Genomic DNA, 16,883 nt, shown 5'->3' on the forward strand with positions numbered 1-16,883 from the left:
GCGAGGGCCGGCTTGAAGACTCAGTTGCCGTGTGCCTCGATCGACACCGGCTGCCATTCGTTCCACGTCGCCAGTCGGGACTCGTAGTCCTTCGTTGCGATGCCGAGGGGTGCCTCGCCGAAGAAGATGCGCAGTGGCGGCTTCGGGGCATCGACGACCTTGAGGATCGCGCCGCGGGTGGCCTTCGGGTCACCGGGATCGTTTGCAGAGGGACGACTCGCCGCTGCCTGTCGCACATCGGCGTACTCCGCCATCTCATCGCTCCGCGAGGCGGATGGGCCCGACCAGTCGGTTGAGAAACCACCGGGTTCGACCAGAGTCACGTTGATACCGAAGCCCGCGACCTCCTGGGAGAGTGATTGCGAGAAGCCCTCGAGTGCCCACTTCGACGCATGGTAGATACCGACGGTGGGAAAGGCGCTGATGCCACCGATGCTCGAGACCTGGATGATGTGACCCGAACCCTGCTTGCGCATGACCGGTACCGCCGCTTGGGTGATCCAGAGCGCGCCGAACAGGTTTGTCTCGATTTGCGCTCGGGCCTCGTCTTCGGTCAACTCCTCGACCATGCCGAAATGACCGTAGCCAGCGTTATTGATGACGATATCGAGCTGGCCGAAGTGCGCGGCTGCCTTCTGCACGGCCGCGAAATCCGCATCCCGGTCCGTGACGTCGAGCCGGATCGGCAAAAAAGTGTCTGGGTACTTCTCAACGAGAGCATCGAGAGTTTCCAGCTTCCGTGCTGTGCCTGCGACGCTGTCGCCACGCTCGAGCGCAGCTTCCGTCCACTCGCGGCCAAAGCCCTTGGACGCGCCCGTAATGAACCAAGTCTTGCTCATGGGTATGTTCCTTTCAATGAATGACCTAGACGGTAACGTTCGACGGGAGCAAACACTTCCCAGTCGAACGAGTCGTCCGGTGTCGCTCTCGCGCCTTGACTGCTCTACCGATGGCGAACCTACTACGCGACCGGTCGCCGGCATCCTCAGCGTTGATTCGGCTTCGGAACCGGATGCACTCAGGCGTTGATCATCCTGGATGCGGCCGGCGCCGAATGTCTCGTGACGGATGACGAGCGTCGACTGATCGAGATCCTCGGTCCAGCGCTATGGTGTCGTCGCGCTCTACGCCCTCGCCATCGCCGTTGCCACCGTCGTGTTCGTTGAAATCATCTGGGCCGTCAGCAGGTTGCCAACATGGACTTGATCGCCGCCTTTTCAGCGGAGTCCATGGACAGCCCCCACCCGTACTTTACGTGCACAACATGCTTGGCGTAGGTGCAGTGGTACGAGGCCAGCGGCGGCTGCCACTCCGCCGCGTCCCTATCGGACTTAGACGCGTTGACGTTGTCGGTGACCGCGATGAGCTGACCGTCGCTCAGGCTGTTGGCGAACTGCTGACGCTTGCTCGTTGTCCAGGTCGACGCTCCGGACCCCCAAGCCTCAGACAATGCCACGACGTGGTCGATGTCGACATCCGATGACGCATAGTTCCAGGCACCGTCATAGACGGAGTACCAGTTTCCCGAGGTCGCTGAACAGGTCGAGCTGGTCACGACGTCGACGCCATCGCGCTGGAGCACTATCTCTCGTGTGTCGCAGCTACCGGACTGCGTGGACCAGTGCGGGAATAAATCTCGGGAGTACCCGGCCGAACCCGTCTCGGCCTTGGTGGCGATCGTGGCCAGCTCGCTGTTGATCGTGCTGAGCGCCGGCGGGTCCGGCGGGGAGGCGAACGCCGGAGTGGCCGTCAGATGAGTCGCCGCAACGACAAGTGCACCGATCAGTAGCAGGGCGGGGGGCAGACGTGTCATCGAGACTCCTCGGATCGACCGTGAATCAGAAGACATCGATTCATCGGATTGCTTCAATGCTCTCGGGTAGCGGGTCTGCACCGCAGGCCATTCAGGTGAACACTAGGCAGCCATCGCGCGACGGCCGGTTCGGAGCACCAGCCGCGTCATATCGGCACGCAGCACTCCACCTGTGCGTGACGTGGCCTCTAAGCCTGATCTCGAGCAGCGTGGCGCCCCGCGTGACAGAGTCAATGACCGTCCTCCCCGCCGAGCGCTGCAGCGAGTTCAGCAGCCCTCAGGAAAACACGGGGTTGGCGTACAGGCGTCCGTTGACGATGGCGGCATCCACGTGCTGACTCGGTCAGGGCGTGGGTGCTCAGGCGTTCTTGGAGTCGCGCCAGGCCAGCCAGTCGGCGGCGGGCGCCAGGTCGTAGTCGGGGCCGGAGATTCCCACCGTGAACAAGCGCGTGCCGAGGTCGAAAAGTGCGTCCGCGTCAGCGATGGTACGCCCGCGCAGCTCGGTGGAGATTTCGATCTCGGTGATATCCCGGCCGACTTCGTCGCACCAGGCTCCCAGCACGCCGAGCTTGTGCTCGAGCACCTCGGGGTTGGAGAAGGAATGCCAGATGTCGGCGTGCTGGGCGACGATGCGGAGGGTCTTCTTCTCGCCGCCACCACCGATGAGCACGGGGATGTCGCGGGTCGGCGGCGGGTTGATCTCGGCCCAGCGGGCCTCGATGCGATTGAGGCTGTCGTCGAGGGCGTTCAGCCGGGTGCCGGGCGTGCCGAACTCAAAGCCGTACTCCTGGTAGTCACGCTCGAACCAACCGGCGCCGGTGCCGAAGATGAAGCGTCCACCGCTGATGTGGTCGATCGTGCGGGCCATGTCGGCCTGCAGGTCGGCATTGCGGTAGCTGTTGCAGTTGACCAGCGCGCCGAATTCAAGGGTCGTGGTCTGCTCGGCCCAGGCGGCGAGGATGGTCCAGGACTCGAAGTGCAGGCCGTCTGGCTCACCGCTGAGCGGAAAGAAATGATCCCAGTTGAAAGCGATGTCGAACCCGCGCGTCTCGACATCCGTGAGCGTGTCCCGAATCTTTGAGTACTCGGCGTGCTGAGGGGCGATCTGCACGCCGATGCGCATCTGCTGGTTCGTCAGTGAAGTCACGTGTCCAGCCTAGGGCCGCGCCCGGGCCGAGCCGTGACCCGCGACTGGACGCATCCAGATCGCGCAGCGTGCGCTTCGGGCCCACTCTGTGCACCTGGGCCCAGTTTATAAACTGGGCCTGTGGACGGGACCCGGGCCCCGTCCACAGGTCACCGCCGGGCATCCACGCCGCGGCTCATGCGGCGGTCCGGCGCTCGAACTGGGTTCGGGCCCACCTTATGAACCCGGGCCCAGTTTATAAACTGGGCTTGGGGACGGGGCCCGGGCCCCGTCTAGGGAGAGGCGCGCGCACGGGGCGCGCGGGCTACCGGCCGAGCATTTTCTGCAGCGCGGCCATTTCTTCTTCGGTGGGGCCGCCGGCCTTGCCCTTGCCGGGCTGGGCACCGGAGCCGAGGCCAAAACCTGAGCCGGGGGCATCCGCTGAAGCAGTATCACCGACGGGCTTGATTCCCGAGGCAATCGCTGCGTTCTCAGCGGCACGCTTGGCCGGGTTTCCCGACTTGGACCCCTTCTTCTTCTGTTGCACCTTCGGCTTACCGCCGTAGCCGGCACCGGGGATCGGGCCCATGCCGGGAATGTTGGGCATCCCGCCCTTGGCGACGGTCTTCATCATCTTCGCCGCCTGCTCGAAGCGCTGCACGAGCTGGTTAACCTCGGTGACACTCGAGCCGGAGCCCCGGGCGATGCGCAGGCGGCGGGAGCCGTTGAGCAGCTTCGGGGTGGTGCGTTCAAGCTTGGTCATCGACTGGATGATGGCCTCGGTGCGCACGATCTCGCGCTCGTCGAAGTTCTCGAGCTGGGCCTTCATGGCGCCGGCGCCGGGCAACATGCTCATCATCTTCTTGATCGATCCCATGTTGCGCAGCTGCTGCATCTGGCCGAGGAAGTCGTCGAGGGTGAAGGTGTCGGTCGCGAACTTCTCAGCGACCTTGCGGGCCTCGTCTTCGTCGAACGCGCCCTGCGCCTGCTCGATCAGGGTGAGGATATCACCGAGGTCGAGGATGCGGCCGGCCATACGGTCGGGGTGGAACGGCTCGAAGTCGTCGAGTCCTTCACCGGTGGAGGCGAACATGATCGGGCGCCCGGTGAGGCTCGCGACCGAGAGGGCCGCGCCACCACGGGCGTCGCCGTCGAGCTTGGTGAGCACGACGCCGGTGAAGTCGACACCGTCTTGGAAGGCCTTGGCCGTAGCGACGGCGTCCTGGCCGATCATGGCATCGATGACGAAGAGCACCTCGTCGGGATCGATCGCCTTGCGGATGTTGGCGGCCTGCTTCATGAGCTCGGCGTCGACGCCGAGCCGGCCGGCGGTGTCGACGATGACGACGTCGTGCACCTTCTGCAGGGCGTACTTCACGCCATCGCGGGCAACCTTGACCGGGTCCCCGACGCCGTTACCGGGCTCCGGCGCGTAGACGGCAACGCCGGCCTGCCGGGCGACAACTTCGAGCTGAGTGACCGCGTTGGGGCGCTGCAGGTCGGCGGCCACCAGCAGAGGGGTGTGGCCGTCTTTGGCGAGCCATTTGGCGAGCTTGCCGGCGAGGGTGGTCTTACCCGCCCCCTGCAGGCCGGCGAGCATGATGATGGTCGGTGGTTTCTTGGCGAATTCCAACCGACGCTGCTGGCCGCCGAGAATCGTGATGAGTTCGTCGTTGACGATCTGCACGACCTGCTGGGCCGGGTTCAGCGCCTTGCTGACCTCGTCGCCGAGGGCGCGCTCCCGAACCTTGCCGGTGAAGTCCTTGACGACCTCGAGGGCGACGTCGGCGTCGAGCAACGCGCGGCGAATCTCCCGAACGGTGCCGTCGACATCCGCTGCGCTGAGCTTGCCCTTGGTGCGGAGGTTTTTGAACGTCTCGGCAAGACGATCTGAGAGGTTTCCAAAAGTTGCCATGATGCGTTTAGTTTAACCGGTGGCCGCGGCTACTTCGAAACGGATGCTGCAGCGCGCGACCCGTCGACGGCCAGCGCTGCCGCAGCGGCGGCCCGGCGGCGGCGCAACCACCAGAAGGTTGCGGCTGAGAGCAGCAGGAGCACTGCGCCCGAGGAAACCAGGGTAATGAGCAGTACCGGGGACTCGTTGGGCGCGACGGTTTCGCCGACTCCCGCATCGGGGAAGGTGATGGTGGCCGAGGCTTCGCGCTCGACCAGGCCGCTCTTGAGGGAGACGGTGGCATCCCATGGGCCGTTCGGGAGTTCGTCGGAGAGGGTGAAGACCACCTCGCCGGAGTCACCGGGGGCGAGGGTGGTGGCTTGCTGCACCGCGAAGGGACCAGCGGACAGGCCAGCCGGTCCGTTGGCAAGGGTGAGGTCGCCGGCGATGTCCACAGCCCGACCTCCGGCATTACGCACAACAGCGGACACTGTGGGAGCCCCGTCGGTATCACGAGCAGGGGTGAGAGCACCGATGTCAAAATCAACTGGGGAGCCATTTCCTGGTCCGACAGAGAGGAGCATTCGGATGCCTGCACGGGTTGCCTGAACGACGGAGGTTCCACCGATGTCGGCGCTGCGAACCTCCGCCCACACCACAGAATAATATTCGCTCTCGGAGGCGTCGACCGGGATATCCACCGTTACGGTGACCATCGCAGTCTCCTGCGGACCGAGCAGCAGACTTTCGTGGTCGAACGACGTCCAGGCCGTAAGTTCGTTACTGGACGGACCGCTGACCGCGTCAAAGCGTCCACCATGAACGGTAGCCGCTGCACTATAGATGCGGACTGTGCGTTCGGACCCGGAGTTGTTCGCGACCTCGACTCGCCGGTCAATGGTCGCGCCGGGCGCTAAACGGTCAATGATGCTCGTGAAGGTCCGGGGATCATCCTTGGTTGCCTCCGGAACGTCGACCAGCCGAATTCCGACTCCGGAAGACTCCGAATCGTTAAGGGTCTGCGCAAACGCGGGAGATGCCCAGCCGGTGAAGACAACGAGGGCAAGTCCGACGGTTACTAGGTTTCGCACGATGGGCAGCCTCAAGGTAGGGAACGTGTTGATCCGGGTGTGCAGCGGGTGAGGCATCCGGTCTCCCGCCGCCTCACCTGCTGTGAACTCGTTCCTAGCCTGCGACTACGGAGTGGGTGATGACGGATGTGTAGTTGCCGGCCTGAGTGTTGGCCGGTATGGCGACGCTCAGATTTGCGCTCCAAGTCGATTGATTATTTCCGGCAACGGCAGTGGCCGTCTGCTGCACCAGTGCGGGGGTGGTTCCGAATTTTACGGTCCCTGCTGCCACGGTGCTGCTACCCATTCCCGCCGTCTGCGACGCAGCTTGCGGGATATACGTACCTGCGGCAGCAACTGAGATTGTGGTGGACACACCCGTACTAGCGAAGTTAGCCATTGAGACGGACGATATCCATCCAGCCGTTCCTGCGCGCTCGTCCGTCACCGTAATTCCGGTTGCGGTTCCCGTAACGGTAGTGCCGGGTTTCGCGGCCGCTCCCGAGGGGCCGAGAAGACCGAACGACGGGCCGGAAGTGATCGAGAGCTGGCCCGCGGCGATGGCGATCGTGGCGGTCTTGGGGTTTGTTTCATCGACGGCCATGGCGGGCGTGACCGCGGCACCAACGAGGGCGACCGAGCCCAGGAGGGCGAGGGCAGCGAAACTGGACTTACGCATAATGGAGCCTTTCAAAGGAGGTGAACCGATCGACGTTAGGCATGAAGCCCCGTGTCGATCAGAGGGTCAAGAATCTCGACTTGTCAGATTGTACGTAGTGCATCACAGGACACCCAATCGGGGCACGGACTGTGTACTTTTCCCATTTACCCCATTTCCGCGGAAAGACGCGGCCGGAGACCCCCTTAACGAGCGCCCCGCGCGGTAAGTGCCACCCACACTGGGGTCAGAAAACGTCAATAATGGGCCCGAGGGGCTCTCAGCTGCGTGACAAGGCCCTCTATTGTCCCGCCGAGGCGCCATGCAGGGCCGGCGCGACAAGACGTTCAACCGCACGGACGACACTGGCGCGCCGGGCCGCGATCGCTGCCGGATCGAGAGCTCCGCCATAGGCCAGAACCGTGCCGGGCTCGTGCATCCACGCGGAGGCCACTCCGAAAACGAGAGTCAAGAGCTGCGCCGCGTCCCACGTAGCCTCAACCTGGCCAGCGGCCTGCGCTAAGCGGATGCGCCGCACCTGTTCGTCGCGATAGCCGATCATGACCTCGAGCGCCGGCAGCTTGGTGCCGTCGGTCTCGAGGCGCGCCCAGTCGATCATGCGCAGGTGGTCACCGTGCAGCACAGAATGGTCGAACAGCGCTCCGGCAAAAGCCGGCACATCGTGGTCGGTGAGCATGGCGTCGCTCGCGAATTCGCGGAGATTTAGTTCCAGCACCTCGAGGAACAGCTGTTTCTTGTCGGAGTAATAGGCGTAGAGGCGCTCCTTGCTTGCCGTGGCACTCTTGGCGATGCGGTCGACACGCGCCCCGGCCAAGCCGTAGGCCGCGAACTCCGTGCGCGCCGCGTTGAGAATGCGGGTCTGAGTGTCTGCTCCATCGCGTGCCATACTCGACTATAACCAATAATCCATTAAAACGAACTAGTTCGTTTGTTTTTGGCGATAGGGTTGCCAACATGTCGACTCCACGCCGCAAGGCTGATGCACCGCCAATCGATTTGAATCACACCGACGCGTCTGAAACACCCGCAACGAGCCCCGCAACGAGCACGGCCCGACCGAGCACGGTCGAACCCGATACCGCAGCGCCCTCATCAGCGAGTGCGGCATCCGCTTCTGTTGATCACGGAGCGGCCAACCCCCGCCGGTGGTGGCTGCTTGCCATTGTGGCGCTCGCCCAACTCACCGTCGTGCTGGACGGCATCATTGTGAACATCGCGCTTCCCCAGGCGCAGATCGCACTCGGCATGAGTGACGGCGAACGTACCTGGGTCGTCACTCTCTACTCGCTGGTGTTCGGCGCGCTGCTGCTGCTCGGCGGGCGCATCGCCGACTTCTGGGGCCGCAAACGCTCCTTCATTGTGGGCATGGCCGGGTTCGCCATCGCTTCAGCCATCGGCGGTGCCGCGCAGAACACCGGGGAGCTACTGGCTGCTCGTGGTCTGCAGGGGCTGTTCGCAGCCTTGCTCGCTCCAGCCTCGCTCGCCCTACTCACCGTGAATTTTCCCGGCGGCAAGGACCGCATCAAGGCCTTTGCCCTCTACGGCGCAATCGCCGGCGGTGGCGCGGCCGTTGGCCTCATTCTCGGCGGCGTGCTCACCGAGTATGCGAGCTGGCGCTGGTGCCTGTTCGTGAACGTGCCGATCGCGATCGTCGCGATTGCGGCCGCCCTTCCGGTGATCCGGGAAAGTAAGGCGCACGGCAACACCCGGTACGACGTGCCGGGGGCCACTCTCGTGGCATTCGGTCTCGGATCCCTCGTGTTCGGCTTCGCACAAGCCGAGAATGGCTGGGGCAGCTGGCCCGTGCTCGTCTGCCTCCCGCTCGGACTGGTGCTGCTGGCACTATTCGTGTTTGTGGAGAGCCGGTCCAATCATCCGCTTCTGCCGTTGCGCATCATCGCCGACAAGGTGCGCGGCGGAGCCTTTCTCACCGCTTTGCTTTCCGGCGCTGCGCTTCTTGGCGGACTCCTTTTTCTCACGCTTTATTTTCAGATCGTGCTGGGATATACCCCGATCCAGTCCGGTCTCGCTTCCCTGCCGATGACGGTGACGATCATGATCGGTGCGGGGGTGCTGTCAAAGTTTCTGGCCAGCACCGGCGTGCGCCTTCCAATGACTGTCGGCCCGATCGTCGGCGCAGCCGGCCTGCTCTGGCTGACCGGCATCACGGTGGGCGGAAACTATGCGCTGGAGGTGCTGCCCGGGCTCTTTCTGCTCGGAGCCGGCCTGGCCCTGATCTTCGTGCCTCTGCAAAACGTGGCCCTGTCCGGGATTGCCGAACACGACGCGGGCGCGGCAAGCGCGGCCGTGACGGCCATGCAGCAGATCGGCGGCTCGCTTGGAACCGCGCTGTTCACCGCGCTCTACACGGCCGCCGTGAGTTCCTATCTGATCGGCACAGTGCCCTCACAAGCAGCACAGTTCGGCGCGCTCGTGAACGGCTACCAGTCCGCATTTCTGTGGGCGGCCATCATCATCTTCGCGGCGGCGCCCATTGCATTCTTCCTGGTCCGCCCGCGCAGGGAGGATCTGCTCAGCACGGAGTCCGCTGTGCACCAAGGGTAGCGGGGCAGTCGGCACGCGCACGCTCGCGGCCCACCTTATCTCCTCGGGCCCAGTTTATAAACTGGGCCCGAGGACGGGGCCCGGGCCCCGTCCGATCAGCTATCCAGGGCGACCAGGACGGTGTCGCCGTGCACGTCGATCGTCACGACGAGCAGACCGTCGGTATCGTCGGGACTGATGGCGTATTCGAGCACCGCGAAGTGCGCCTCGCTGCCGGCGTGATGCGGGTGAAAGCTGATGCGCTGCAGGCGCAGCGAGCGCAGAAAGTCAATCTGCTGGTCACCGGAATCCCAGATGATGGCGTTTTCGATCGCCTCCTGGTCCATCTCGTCGAGCTGCTCACCGATGTACTGGCTCGTCACCGACACCTCAGCGGACAGGTCGGCCACGAGGGATTCGCGCACCTGGGAGTCGAGGTCCTCCATCGAGCCGATCATCGCAGCCGCAATGTCGAGCGCCTCGGTGATCACCGAATCTTCATCGGGCGAACTGAGATCGATTTCGATGCTCTGGTCGCCGAGCTCCACGGAGTCCGACCAGTACACCTCGCCTTCGTCTTCGTCGCCGAGAATTCCGAAGAAGTCGTGTTCAATGCTCATGCTGGTCTCACTGTCTCTTGAAGGTAATAGTCGATCAGCCGACGAGTTTCTGGGCGAACACGTGCGGGGTGAAACCGGTGAGGTCATTGATGCCCTCACCCTGTCCGACCAGTTTGATGGGAATACCGGTCTTCTCCTGTACCGCCAGCACGAATCCGCCACGGGCTGAGCCATCAAGCTTGGTCAGCACGAGCCCGGTCACCCCGGCGTGCTCGATGAACGCTTCGGCCTGGGCCAGCCCGTTCTGGCCGGTCGTCGCGTCGAGGACGAGCAGCACCTCGGCGATCGGCCCCTGCTTCTCCACCACCCGCCGAATCTTCGTGAGCTCATCCATCAGGCCGCCCTTGGTCTGCAGCCGCCCGGCGGTGTCGATGAGCACGATTTCAATGCCCTCGTTCTTCGCCTTCTCCACGGTCTGAAAAGCGACGGATGCCGGATCCTGGCCGGTCATCTGCGGTTTCACGATCTGCGCCTCGGCGCGCTCGGCCCAGGTGGCCAGCTGTTCGACAGCGCCGGCTCGGAATGTGTCAGCAGCCCCGATCACGACGCTGCGACCGTAGGTGTGGAGAAACTTTGCGAACTTGCCGATCGTCGTGGTCTTGCCGACGCCGTTGACGCCGACAACGAGCACGACGGCCGGCCGATCGGAGAGCGTGAGGGTGGAGTCGAGAACCGAGAGTCGCTCTTCGATGCCTTCGCGCAGCATCCGCTGGAGGTCGGTCGGGTCGGTCGTGTTGTATTTGGCGACCTTGGCACGCAGGTCGGCGATGACCGCTTCGGTGACATTCGGGCCGAAATCGGCCTTCAGCAGGGCGTCCTCGAGGTCGTCCCAGGTATCCGCGTCGATGGTCTTCTTCGCGAACATTCCGCGCAGCGCGCCAGAGAGGGACCAGGGGGTTCGTTCAGCCATGTGCTTAGCCTACGGGGACGCCACCGCCTTCCGCGCGGCGCGGGACGCGGCCAGGCCGCAGCATGCCAGCTACCGACCGAACACTCAAGCGGTATCGCGCAACCTGTGTGACGCTGCGTGACAGTGTGTGACAGTGCATGACCAGGTCACCGCGCCCCTATTCGTGCGGCGCAGTAGCGTGAGAGTCGTTGCTTCGGTTCGTAAACCCCGGGGCAGCGCCGCAAACCGAGGGAGCCCACGTGCCGAACGAATCCGAGACGGTGCACAGCGAAACGGCCGTGGCCGCGAACGCACCGGTCGCGACCAAGCTGCCCGCAGCCCGTCCGCCGCGGCCTTCAACCCGCCCGAACGGCCAGTGGAAGATCGACGGCACCGAGCCGCTCAACGGCAACGAGGTCTGGAAGCAGGTCGACAACGGCCTCGCTGTACGTGGCCGCATCGAAGAAATCTATTCCAAGCAGGGGTTCGATTCCATTGACGGCACCGACCTGCACGGCCGTTTTCGCTGGTGGGGCCTCTACACGCAGCGTAAGCCCGGCATCGACGGCGGCAGGACTGCCACCCTCGAGCCGGAAGAACTCGAAGACCGCTACTTCATGCTGCGGGTGCGCATCGACGGCGGCCAGCTCACCACCGAACAGACCCGCGTGATCGGTGAGGTCTCCCGCGACTTCGGCCGCGACACCGCCGACATCACCGACCGCCAGAATATTCAGCTGCACTGGATCCAGATCGAGGACATGCCCGAAATCTGGCGCCGTCTCGAAGCCGTCGGCCTGGAAACCACCCAGGCCTGCGGCGACGTACCCCGCGTCTTCCTCGGCTCCCCCGTGGCCGGAATCGCTGCCGACGAACTCATCGACCCCACCGAAGCCATCGCCGAAATCGCCCGTAAGTACCTCGGCACCGACGAATTCGCCAACCTGCCCCGCAAATTCAAGACGGCCATCACCGGCCACCCGAGCCAGGATGTCGTGCACGAGATCAATGACATCGGTCTCGTAGCCGTCGACCACCCCGAGCTCGGCATCGGCTATGACCTGTGGGTAGGCGGCGCCCTCAGCACCACCCCACGCTTCGCCGAACGGCTGGGTGCCTTCGTGGCCGAAGACCGAGTGTCCGAGGTGTGGCGCGGCGTCACCTCGATCTTTCGGGACTACGGCTACCGTCGCCTCCGCGGCAAAGCACGCCTGAAGTTTCTACTCGCTGAATGGGGCACCGAGAAGTTCCGTCGCATTCTCGAAGACGAATATCTCGGCTACCCCCTGCCAGACGGGCCCGCTGCGCCACGCCCGAAGACGCAGGGCGACCACATTGGTGTGCACAAACAGAAGGACGGCCGCTTCTACATCGGTGTGGCCCCCTTCGTCGGCCGAGTTTCCGGCCAAACCCTCATCCGCCTCGCCGACCTGCTTGAAACCTACGGCTCGAGCAGGCTGCGCACGACCCCGCACCAGAAGATCGTGGTGCTCGACGTGGCTGAGGAGCACGTGGAGCCGCTCATCGCGGCCCTCGACGAGATCGGGCTGTCGGCCCGCCCCAGTCTGTTCCGCCGCTCCACCGTCGCCTGCACCGGCATCGAATTCTGCAAGCTCGCCATTGTCGAAACCAAGCAGACGGCAACGGATGCCATCCTCGAGCTCGAACAACGCCTCGCCACCATCGTGGCCCCGCACCCCATCACCCTGCACGTCAACGGCTGCCCCAATTCCTGCGCCCGCATTCAGGCTGCGGATATCGGGCTCAAAGGCCAGTTGCTGCCGGATGGCAACGGCGGTTCCACCCCGGGCTTTCAGGTGCACCTGGGCGGCGGTCTTGCCTCGGTCGATCGGGAAGAAGCCGGCCTCGGCCGTACCGTGCGTGGCCTCAAGGTCACCGCCGAGAACCTCACCGATTACGTCGAACGCCTCGTGCTGCGCTTTCTGGCCGCCCGCAGCGCCGACGAAACTTTTGCGCAGTGGGCACACCGCGCCGATGAGGAGGACCTCAAATGAGCGCTGTCAACCTGAACGCCACGACACGCCAGACCCGCGCTGTCACGTCCCCCGCCCGCGACCTGCCGCCGCGTCGATCGGGCGTCGAGCTTCAGGCCCTCGCCGAAGCTGGTTCCAGTGAGCTCGCTGCGGCGGCCGCCGCCAACAATCGTGAGGCCACCGCCGCGGAGGTCGTGGCCTGGGTCGCCCGCAATTTCGGCGTTGGCTCTGTCGCCGTAGCCTGCTCCATGGCCGACGCGGTGCTGCCCGAGATCGTGTCGCAGCAGCTGCCCGGCGTCGACGTGCTTTTTCTCGACACCGGTTATCACTTCGCCGAGACCTACGCGACCCGCGACGCGGTAGCTGCCGCCCTGCCGGTCACGGTTGTCGACGTACTGCCACTGACGACGGTGCCGGAGCAGAACGCTCTGCACGGCGCCGAACTCTTTGCCCGCGACGCAAATGCCTGCTGCGCGATGCGCAAGGTCGAACCGCTGCAGAGGTCGCTCAGCGGCTACGAGCTGTGGTTCACCGGTGTACGCCGCGACGAAGCACCCACCCGCGCCGACACCCCGCTGGTGACCTGGGACGAACGCAACGGCTTGGTCAAGGTGAACCCGGTTGCCGCCTGGAGCTATGACGAGCTCATGGACTACGCCACCGAACACCGGGTTCCCGTGAACGTGTTGCTCTCCCAGGGCTACCCCTCCATTGGTTGCGCCCCGTGCACCCAGCCCGTCGCGGCTGGTGCTGACCCCCGTTCCGGCCGCTGGGCCACCCTCGAGAAGACAGAATGCGGGCTCCACCTATGACGATCGCAACTTCACATCGCCTCTCCGAACTTGACGTGCTCGAGAGCGAAGCGATTCACATTATTCGCGAGGTCGTCGCCGAGTTCGAACGCCCCGTACTGCTGTTCAGCGGCGGCAAAGACTCCGTCGTCGTACTGCACCTCGCCGCGAAGGCGTTCTGGCCCGGCAAGATTCCGTTCTCGCTGCTGCACGTGGACACCGGCCACAACTTTCCCGAAGTGCTCGAGTTTCGTGACAAGACCGTCGCCGCGCACGGCGTACGTCTGACCGTCGCCAAGGTCGAGGATTACATCGCCGACGGCCGCCTGGCGGAACGCGCCGATGGCACCCGTAACCCCCTGCAGACCCTGCCGCTGCTCGACGCCATCGCCGCCGGTCGGCACGACGCGGTCTTCGGTGGCGCCCGTCGCGACGAAGATAAAGCGCGCGCGAAGGAGCGCATCCTCTCGCTACGCGATGAATTCGGGCAGTGGGACCCGCGCAACCAACGCCCCGAACTGTGGAACCTCTACAACGGCCGCCACACCGTCGGCCAGCACGTTCGCGCCTTCCCGATCAGCAACTGGACCGAACTCAACGTCTGGCGCTACATCGAACGCGAGAACATCGAACTGCCCCCGCTCTACTACGCCCACGAACGTGAGGTGTACCGCCGTGACGACATGTGGCGTGCCGTCGGCCCGGTCAGCCCGGCACGGGCCGACGAGACCATCGAAGTTCGCACCGTGCGCTATCGCACGGTGGGCGATATGAGCTGCACCGGCGCGGTCGACTCGGCAGCGGTATCCGTCTCCGACGTCGTGCGCGAGGTGGGAGTGAGCACCATCACCGAACGCGGCGCGACCCGCGCCGACGACCGCATCTCCGAGGCCGCCATGGAAGACCGCAAAAAGGAAGGATATTTCTGATGAAGAATTCGCTCCGTTTGGGCGCCCTCATGCTCGGAACGTCACTTCTGCTCAGTGGATGCGCCGCCACGGCCAGCACCGAGCCCGCAGCCGACCAGGGTCCCGCCGCCGAACTTCGCCTGGGCTACTTCGACAACGTCACCCATGCCGCAGCGCTCGTCGGGCTGCAGAAGGGCTACTTCGCGGATGCCCTCGGCGACACGAAACTGAACACCCAGATTTTCAGCGCTGGCCCGGCAGCCGTTGAAGCACTCAGCGCCGGCGCCATCGACGCCGCGTACATCGGCCCGAGTCCAGCCGTGAACACGTTCATTCAAAGCGCCGGCCAGTCGGCCGTTATCGTGGCCGGAGCCACGAGCGGCGGGGCTGCGCTCGTGGTGCGAGACGGCATCGACAGCCCGGCTGACCTGGCCGGCACGATCCTCGCTACTCCGCAGTTGGGTAACACCCAGGATGTCGCCCTGCGGTCCTGGCTCGGCGACGAGGGGTACGAAACCAGCACGACCGGCGGCGGCGACGTCACGGTGTCCCCCAGCGATAACGCGCAAACTCTCACCCTGTTCCAGAGCGGCAAGATCGACGGCGCCTGGCTGCCGGAACCCTGGGTCTCCCGGCTTGTGCTTGAAGGCGGCGGCCACGTTCTGGTCAATGAAGCCGACCTCTGGGACAACGGCGATTTTCCCACCACCGTACTGCTCGTGCGCAAAGCCTTTCTCGAGGAGCACCCGGACACGGTGAGGGCCCTGCTCGACGGGCACGTCACCGCCGTGGACTGGCTTACCCAGAACCCGGTCGACGCCGCGGCCGTCATCAACGCTCAGCTCACGGCCGACACCGGCAAGGCTCTCGCCGACGATGTTCTGGCTCGTGCCCTGACCGAAGTGAAATTCAGTGTCGACCCGCTCGCCACGACCTTTCCGGTGTTGCTACGCGAGGCAGTCAAGGTCGGCACCGCCAAGGACGGCGACCTAAACGGCCTGTTCAACGTGACACTGCTCAACGCCGTACTGGCCGAACGCTCTGAAGGACCGGTCTCGGCCGGCGGATTGGGAACGGAATAACAGATGACCCTCACCATTGACCCCCAGGCCAGCACCGAGAACGACATCGTCGCCGCTCCCGAAGGCACCCTCTTTCGCTTCGCGACGGCCGGTTCCGTCGACGACGGAAAGTCCACCCTGGTGGGCCGACTGCTGCACGACTCGAAGGCGATCCTGGCCGACCAGCTCGAAGCGGTCACCCGCACCTCCACCGAGCGCGGCTTCGGCGGCGAGAGCGGCGGCATCGACTTCGCCCTCCTGACCGACGGCTTGCGCGCCGAACGTGAACAGGGCATCACCATTGACGTGGCCTACCGCTACTTCGCAACGCCCGCGCGCTCCTTCATTCTCGCGGACTGCCCCGGCCACGTGCAGTACACCCGCAACATGGTCACCGGCGCCACCACAGCGGATGCCGTCATCATGCTCATCGACGCCCGCAAGGGGGTGCTCGAGCAGACGCGCCGGCACCTCAGCGTCGTCGCCCTGCTGCGGGTACCGCACGTGATCGTCGCCGTCAACAAGATCGATCTGCTGGACTACGACGAGGCCGCATACCGAGAGGTGGAGGCATCCGTTCGTCTCGTCACCGCCGAACTCGGAATCGCTGACGTTCTCGTTATTCCGGTGTCGGCATTGGTCGGCGACAACGTCGTCGACCGCTCCGAGCGCACGCCCTGGTACGCCGGGCCGAGCCTGCTGGAGCTGCTGGAGACGCTCAGTGTGATCGATGACCTCGACGCATCTGGGCGGGCCTCCGAGGCATTCCGGCTGCCTGTTCAGCTCGTGCTGCGCCCGCAGGGCGCTGTCGTCGTGGACCCCGAGCTCGCCGACTCCTACCGCGACTATCGGGCCTATGCCGGCCAGATCGCGAGCGGCAGCATCAAGGTGGGTGACACCGTCAGCGTTGAACCCGGCGGCGGCACCAGCACCGTCACCAGCATTGACTTCGCCGGGGTCTTTCTCGACGAAGCCTTCGCGCCGCAGTCGGTCGCCCTACAGCTGGCCGACAATCTCGACATTGCCCGCGGCGCCGTCATCGCAGCGCTAGACACCCTGCCACCTCTTACCCGAACTCTCGAAGCCGACCTGTTCTGGCTCGACCCGCGCCCGCTCGCTCCGGGCGCCCGAGTTCTCGTGAAGTTCGGTACGACCGTGGTGCAGGCCCTGGTCAGTGACGTCACCGGTCGGCTCGACCTGACGACGCTCGGCGTTGAACCGGCGACAAACCTGGCCGTGAACGATATCGGGCAGGCCAGCATCCGCTTATCGCGCGATCTGCCCGTGGAACGGTACGTGCAGAACCGCCGCTCAGGCGCTTTTCTCGTGATTCACCCGCAGGACGGCGCAACCCTCGCCGCCGGCATCGTCACCGCGCCGGGCGAGCCCACCCGGGCCGGCGATGGCTCGGGCGCCGGGTCGGACGTGTCGCCGTGACCTCCCCCGCACGCACGTCAGTCGTGACAGCACCGGTGCAGACCACTGAACCGGCCG

The 16,883-nt window shown here is 64.9% G+C and carries 15 protein-coding genes; 6 read left to right on the forward strand and 9 right to left on the reverse strand.

Translation table 11 applies throughout. The features are described 5' to 3' along the window. Positions 1–20 precede the first annotated feature (20 nt). From CXY72_RS06675 to CXY72_RS06705, 7 genes are all read right to left on the reverse strand, one after another. Positions 21–839 (reverse strand): SDR family oxidoreductase, encoded by an 819-nt coding sequence (locus CXY72_RS06675; RefSeq protein ID WP_104126914.1) that lies wholly within the window; start codon positions 837–839, stop codon positions 21–23. A 341-nt stretch (positions 840–1,180) separates the two neighbouring features. Continuing rightward, positions 1,181–1,813, reverse strand: a complete 633-nt coding sequence (locus CXY72_RS06680) for an HNH endonuclease family protein (RefSeq protein WP_104126915.1) — start codon at positions 1,811–1,813, stop codon at positions 1,181–1,183. A 358-nt stretch (positions 1,814–2,171) separates the two neighbouring features. Continuing rightward, positions 2,172–2,936 (reverse strand): LLM class F420-dependent oxidoreductase, encoded by a 765-nt coding sequence (locus tag CXY72_RS06685; RefSeq protein ID WP_104126973.1) that lies wholly within the window; start codon positions 2,934–2,936, stop codon positions 2,172–2,174. Between the two features lie 328 nt (positions 2,937–3,264). Then, complete coding sequence (gene ffh, locus CXY72_RS06690) at positions 3,265–4,854, reverse strand: signal recognition particle protein (protein WP_104126916.1); 1,590 nt, start codon at positions 4,852–4,854, stop codon at positions 3,265–3,267. Between the two features lie 29 nt (positions 4,855–4,883). Next, positions 4,884–5,924, reverse strand: a complete 1,041-nt coding sequence (locus CXY72_RS06695) for a hypothetical protein (RefSeq protein ID WP_146071094.1) — start codon at positions 5,922–5,924, stop codon at positions 4,884–4,886. 94 nt (positions 5,925–6,018) lie between these two features. Further along, a complete protein-coding gene (locus tag CXY72_RS06700; protein WP_104126918.1) occupies positions 6,019–6,582 on the reverse strand; it encodes a hypothetical protein in 564 nt (187 codons plus the stop codon). Between the two features lie 280 nt (positions 6,583–6,862). Next, positions 6,863–7,468 (reverse strand): TetR family transcriptional regulator, encoded by a 606-nt coding sequence (locus tag CXY72_RS06705; protein WP_104126919.1) that lies wholly within the window; start codon positions 7,466–7,468, stop codon positions 6,863–6,865. Positions 7,469–7,536: 68 nt separating this feature from the next. On the opposite strand from CXY72_RS06705, the gene CXY72_RS06710 reads away from it, so the two are divergent. Beyond that, entirely contained in the window at positions 7,537–9,147 is a 1,611-nt protein-coding gene (locus tag CXY72_RS06710; RefSeq protein WP_104126920.1) for an MFS transporter, read from the forward strand. A 95-nt stretch (positions 9,148–9,242) separates the two neighbouring features. On the opposite strand, the gene CXY72_RS06715 is transcribed toward CXY72_RS06710, so the two are convergent. Further along, positions 9,243–9,746: a DUF2004 domain-containing protein gene (locus CXY72_RS06715; RefSeq protein WP_158252507.1), complete on the reverse strand. Its 504-nt coding sequence runs from the start codon at positions 9,744–9,746 to the stop codon at positions 9,243–9,245. A 34-nt stretch (positions 9,747–9,780) separates the two neighbouring features. Further along, positions 9,781–10,656, reverse strand: a complete 876-nt coding sequence (gene ftsY / locus CXY72_RS06720; RefSeq protein WP_104126922.1) for a signal recognition particle-docking protein FtsY — start codon at positions 10,654–10,656, stop codon at positions 9,781–9,783. A gap of 278 nt (positions 10,657–10,934) precedes the next feature. On the opposite strand from ftsY, the gene CXY72_RS06725 reads away from it, so the two are divergent. From CXY72_RS06725 to CXY72_RS06745, 5 genes are read left to right on the forward strand one after another with little or no spacing between them, the layout of a single operon-like run. After that, entirely contained in the window at positions 10,935–12,650 is a 1,716-nt protein-coding gene (locus tag CXY72_RS06725; RefSeq protein ID WP_304466358.1) for a nitrite/sulfite reductase, read from the forward strand. Further along, the gene (locus CXY72_RS06730; protein WP_104126923.1) at positions 12,647–13,441 is read left to right on the forward strand and encodes a phosphoadenylyl-sulfate reductase; all 795 of its coding nucleotides are present in this window, start codon (positions 12,647–12,649) and stop codon (positions 13,439–13,441) included. The genes CXY72_RS06725 and CXY72_RS06730 overlap by 4 nt, the downstream gene beginning before the upstream one ends. Then, positions 13,438–14,349, forward strand: a complete 912-nt coding sequence (cysD, locus tag CXY72_RS06735) for a sulfate adenylyltransferase subunit CysD (protein WP_199183974.1) — start codon at positions 13,438–13,440, stop codon at positions 14,347–14,349. Before CXY72_RS06730 ends, cysD begins: the two co-directional genes overlap by 4 nt. After that, complete coding sequence (locus tag CXY72_RS06740) at positions 14,349–15,410, forward strand: ABC transporter substrate-binding protein (protein WP_104126925.1); 1,062 nt, start codon at positions 14,349–14,351, stop codon at positions 15,408–15,410. The genes cysD and CXY72_RS06740 overlap by 1 nt, the downstream gene beginning before the upstream one ends. A gap of 3 nt (positions 15,411–15,413) precedes the next feature. After that, positions 15,414–16,826, forward strand: coding sequence for a sulfate adenylyltransferase subunit 1 (locus CXY72_RS06745; protein WP_104126926.1), 1,413 nt, complete (start codon positions 15,414–15,416; stop codon positions 16,824–16,826). The last annotated feature ends 57 nt before the right edge of the window (positions 16,827–16,883 follow it).

It is taken from the genome of Cryobacterium sp. Y57 (assembly GCF_002929505.1).
Classification (GTDB): Bacteria; Actinomycetota; Actinomycetes; order Actinomycetales; family Microbacteriaceae; genus Cryobacterium.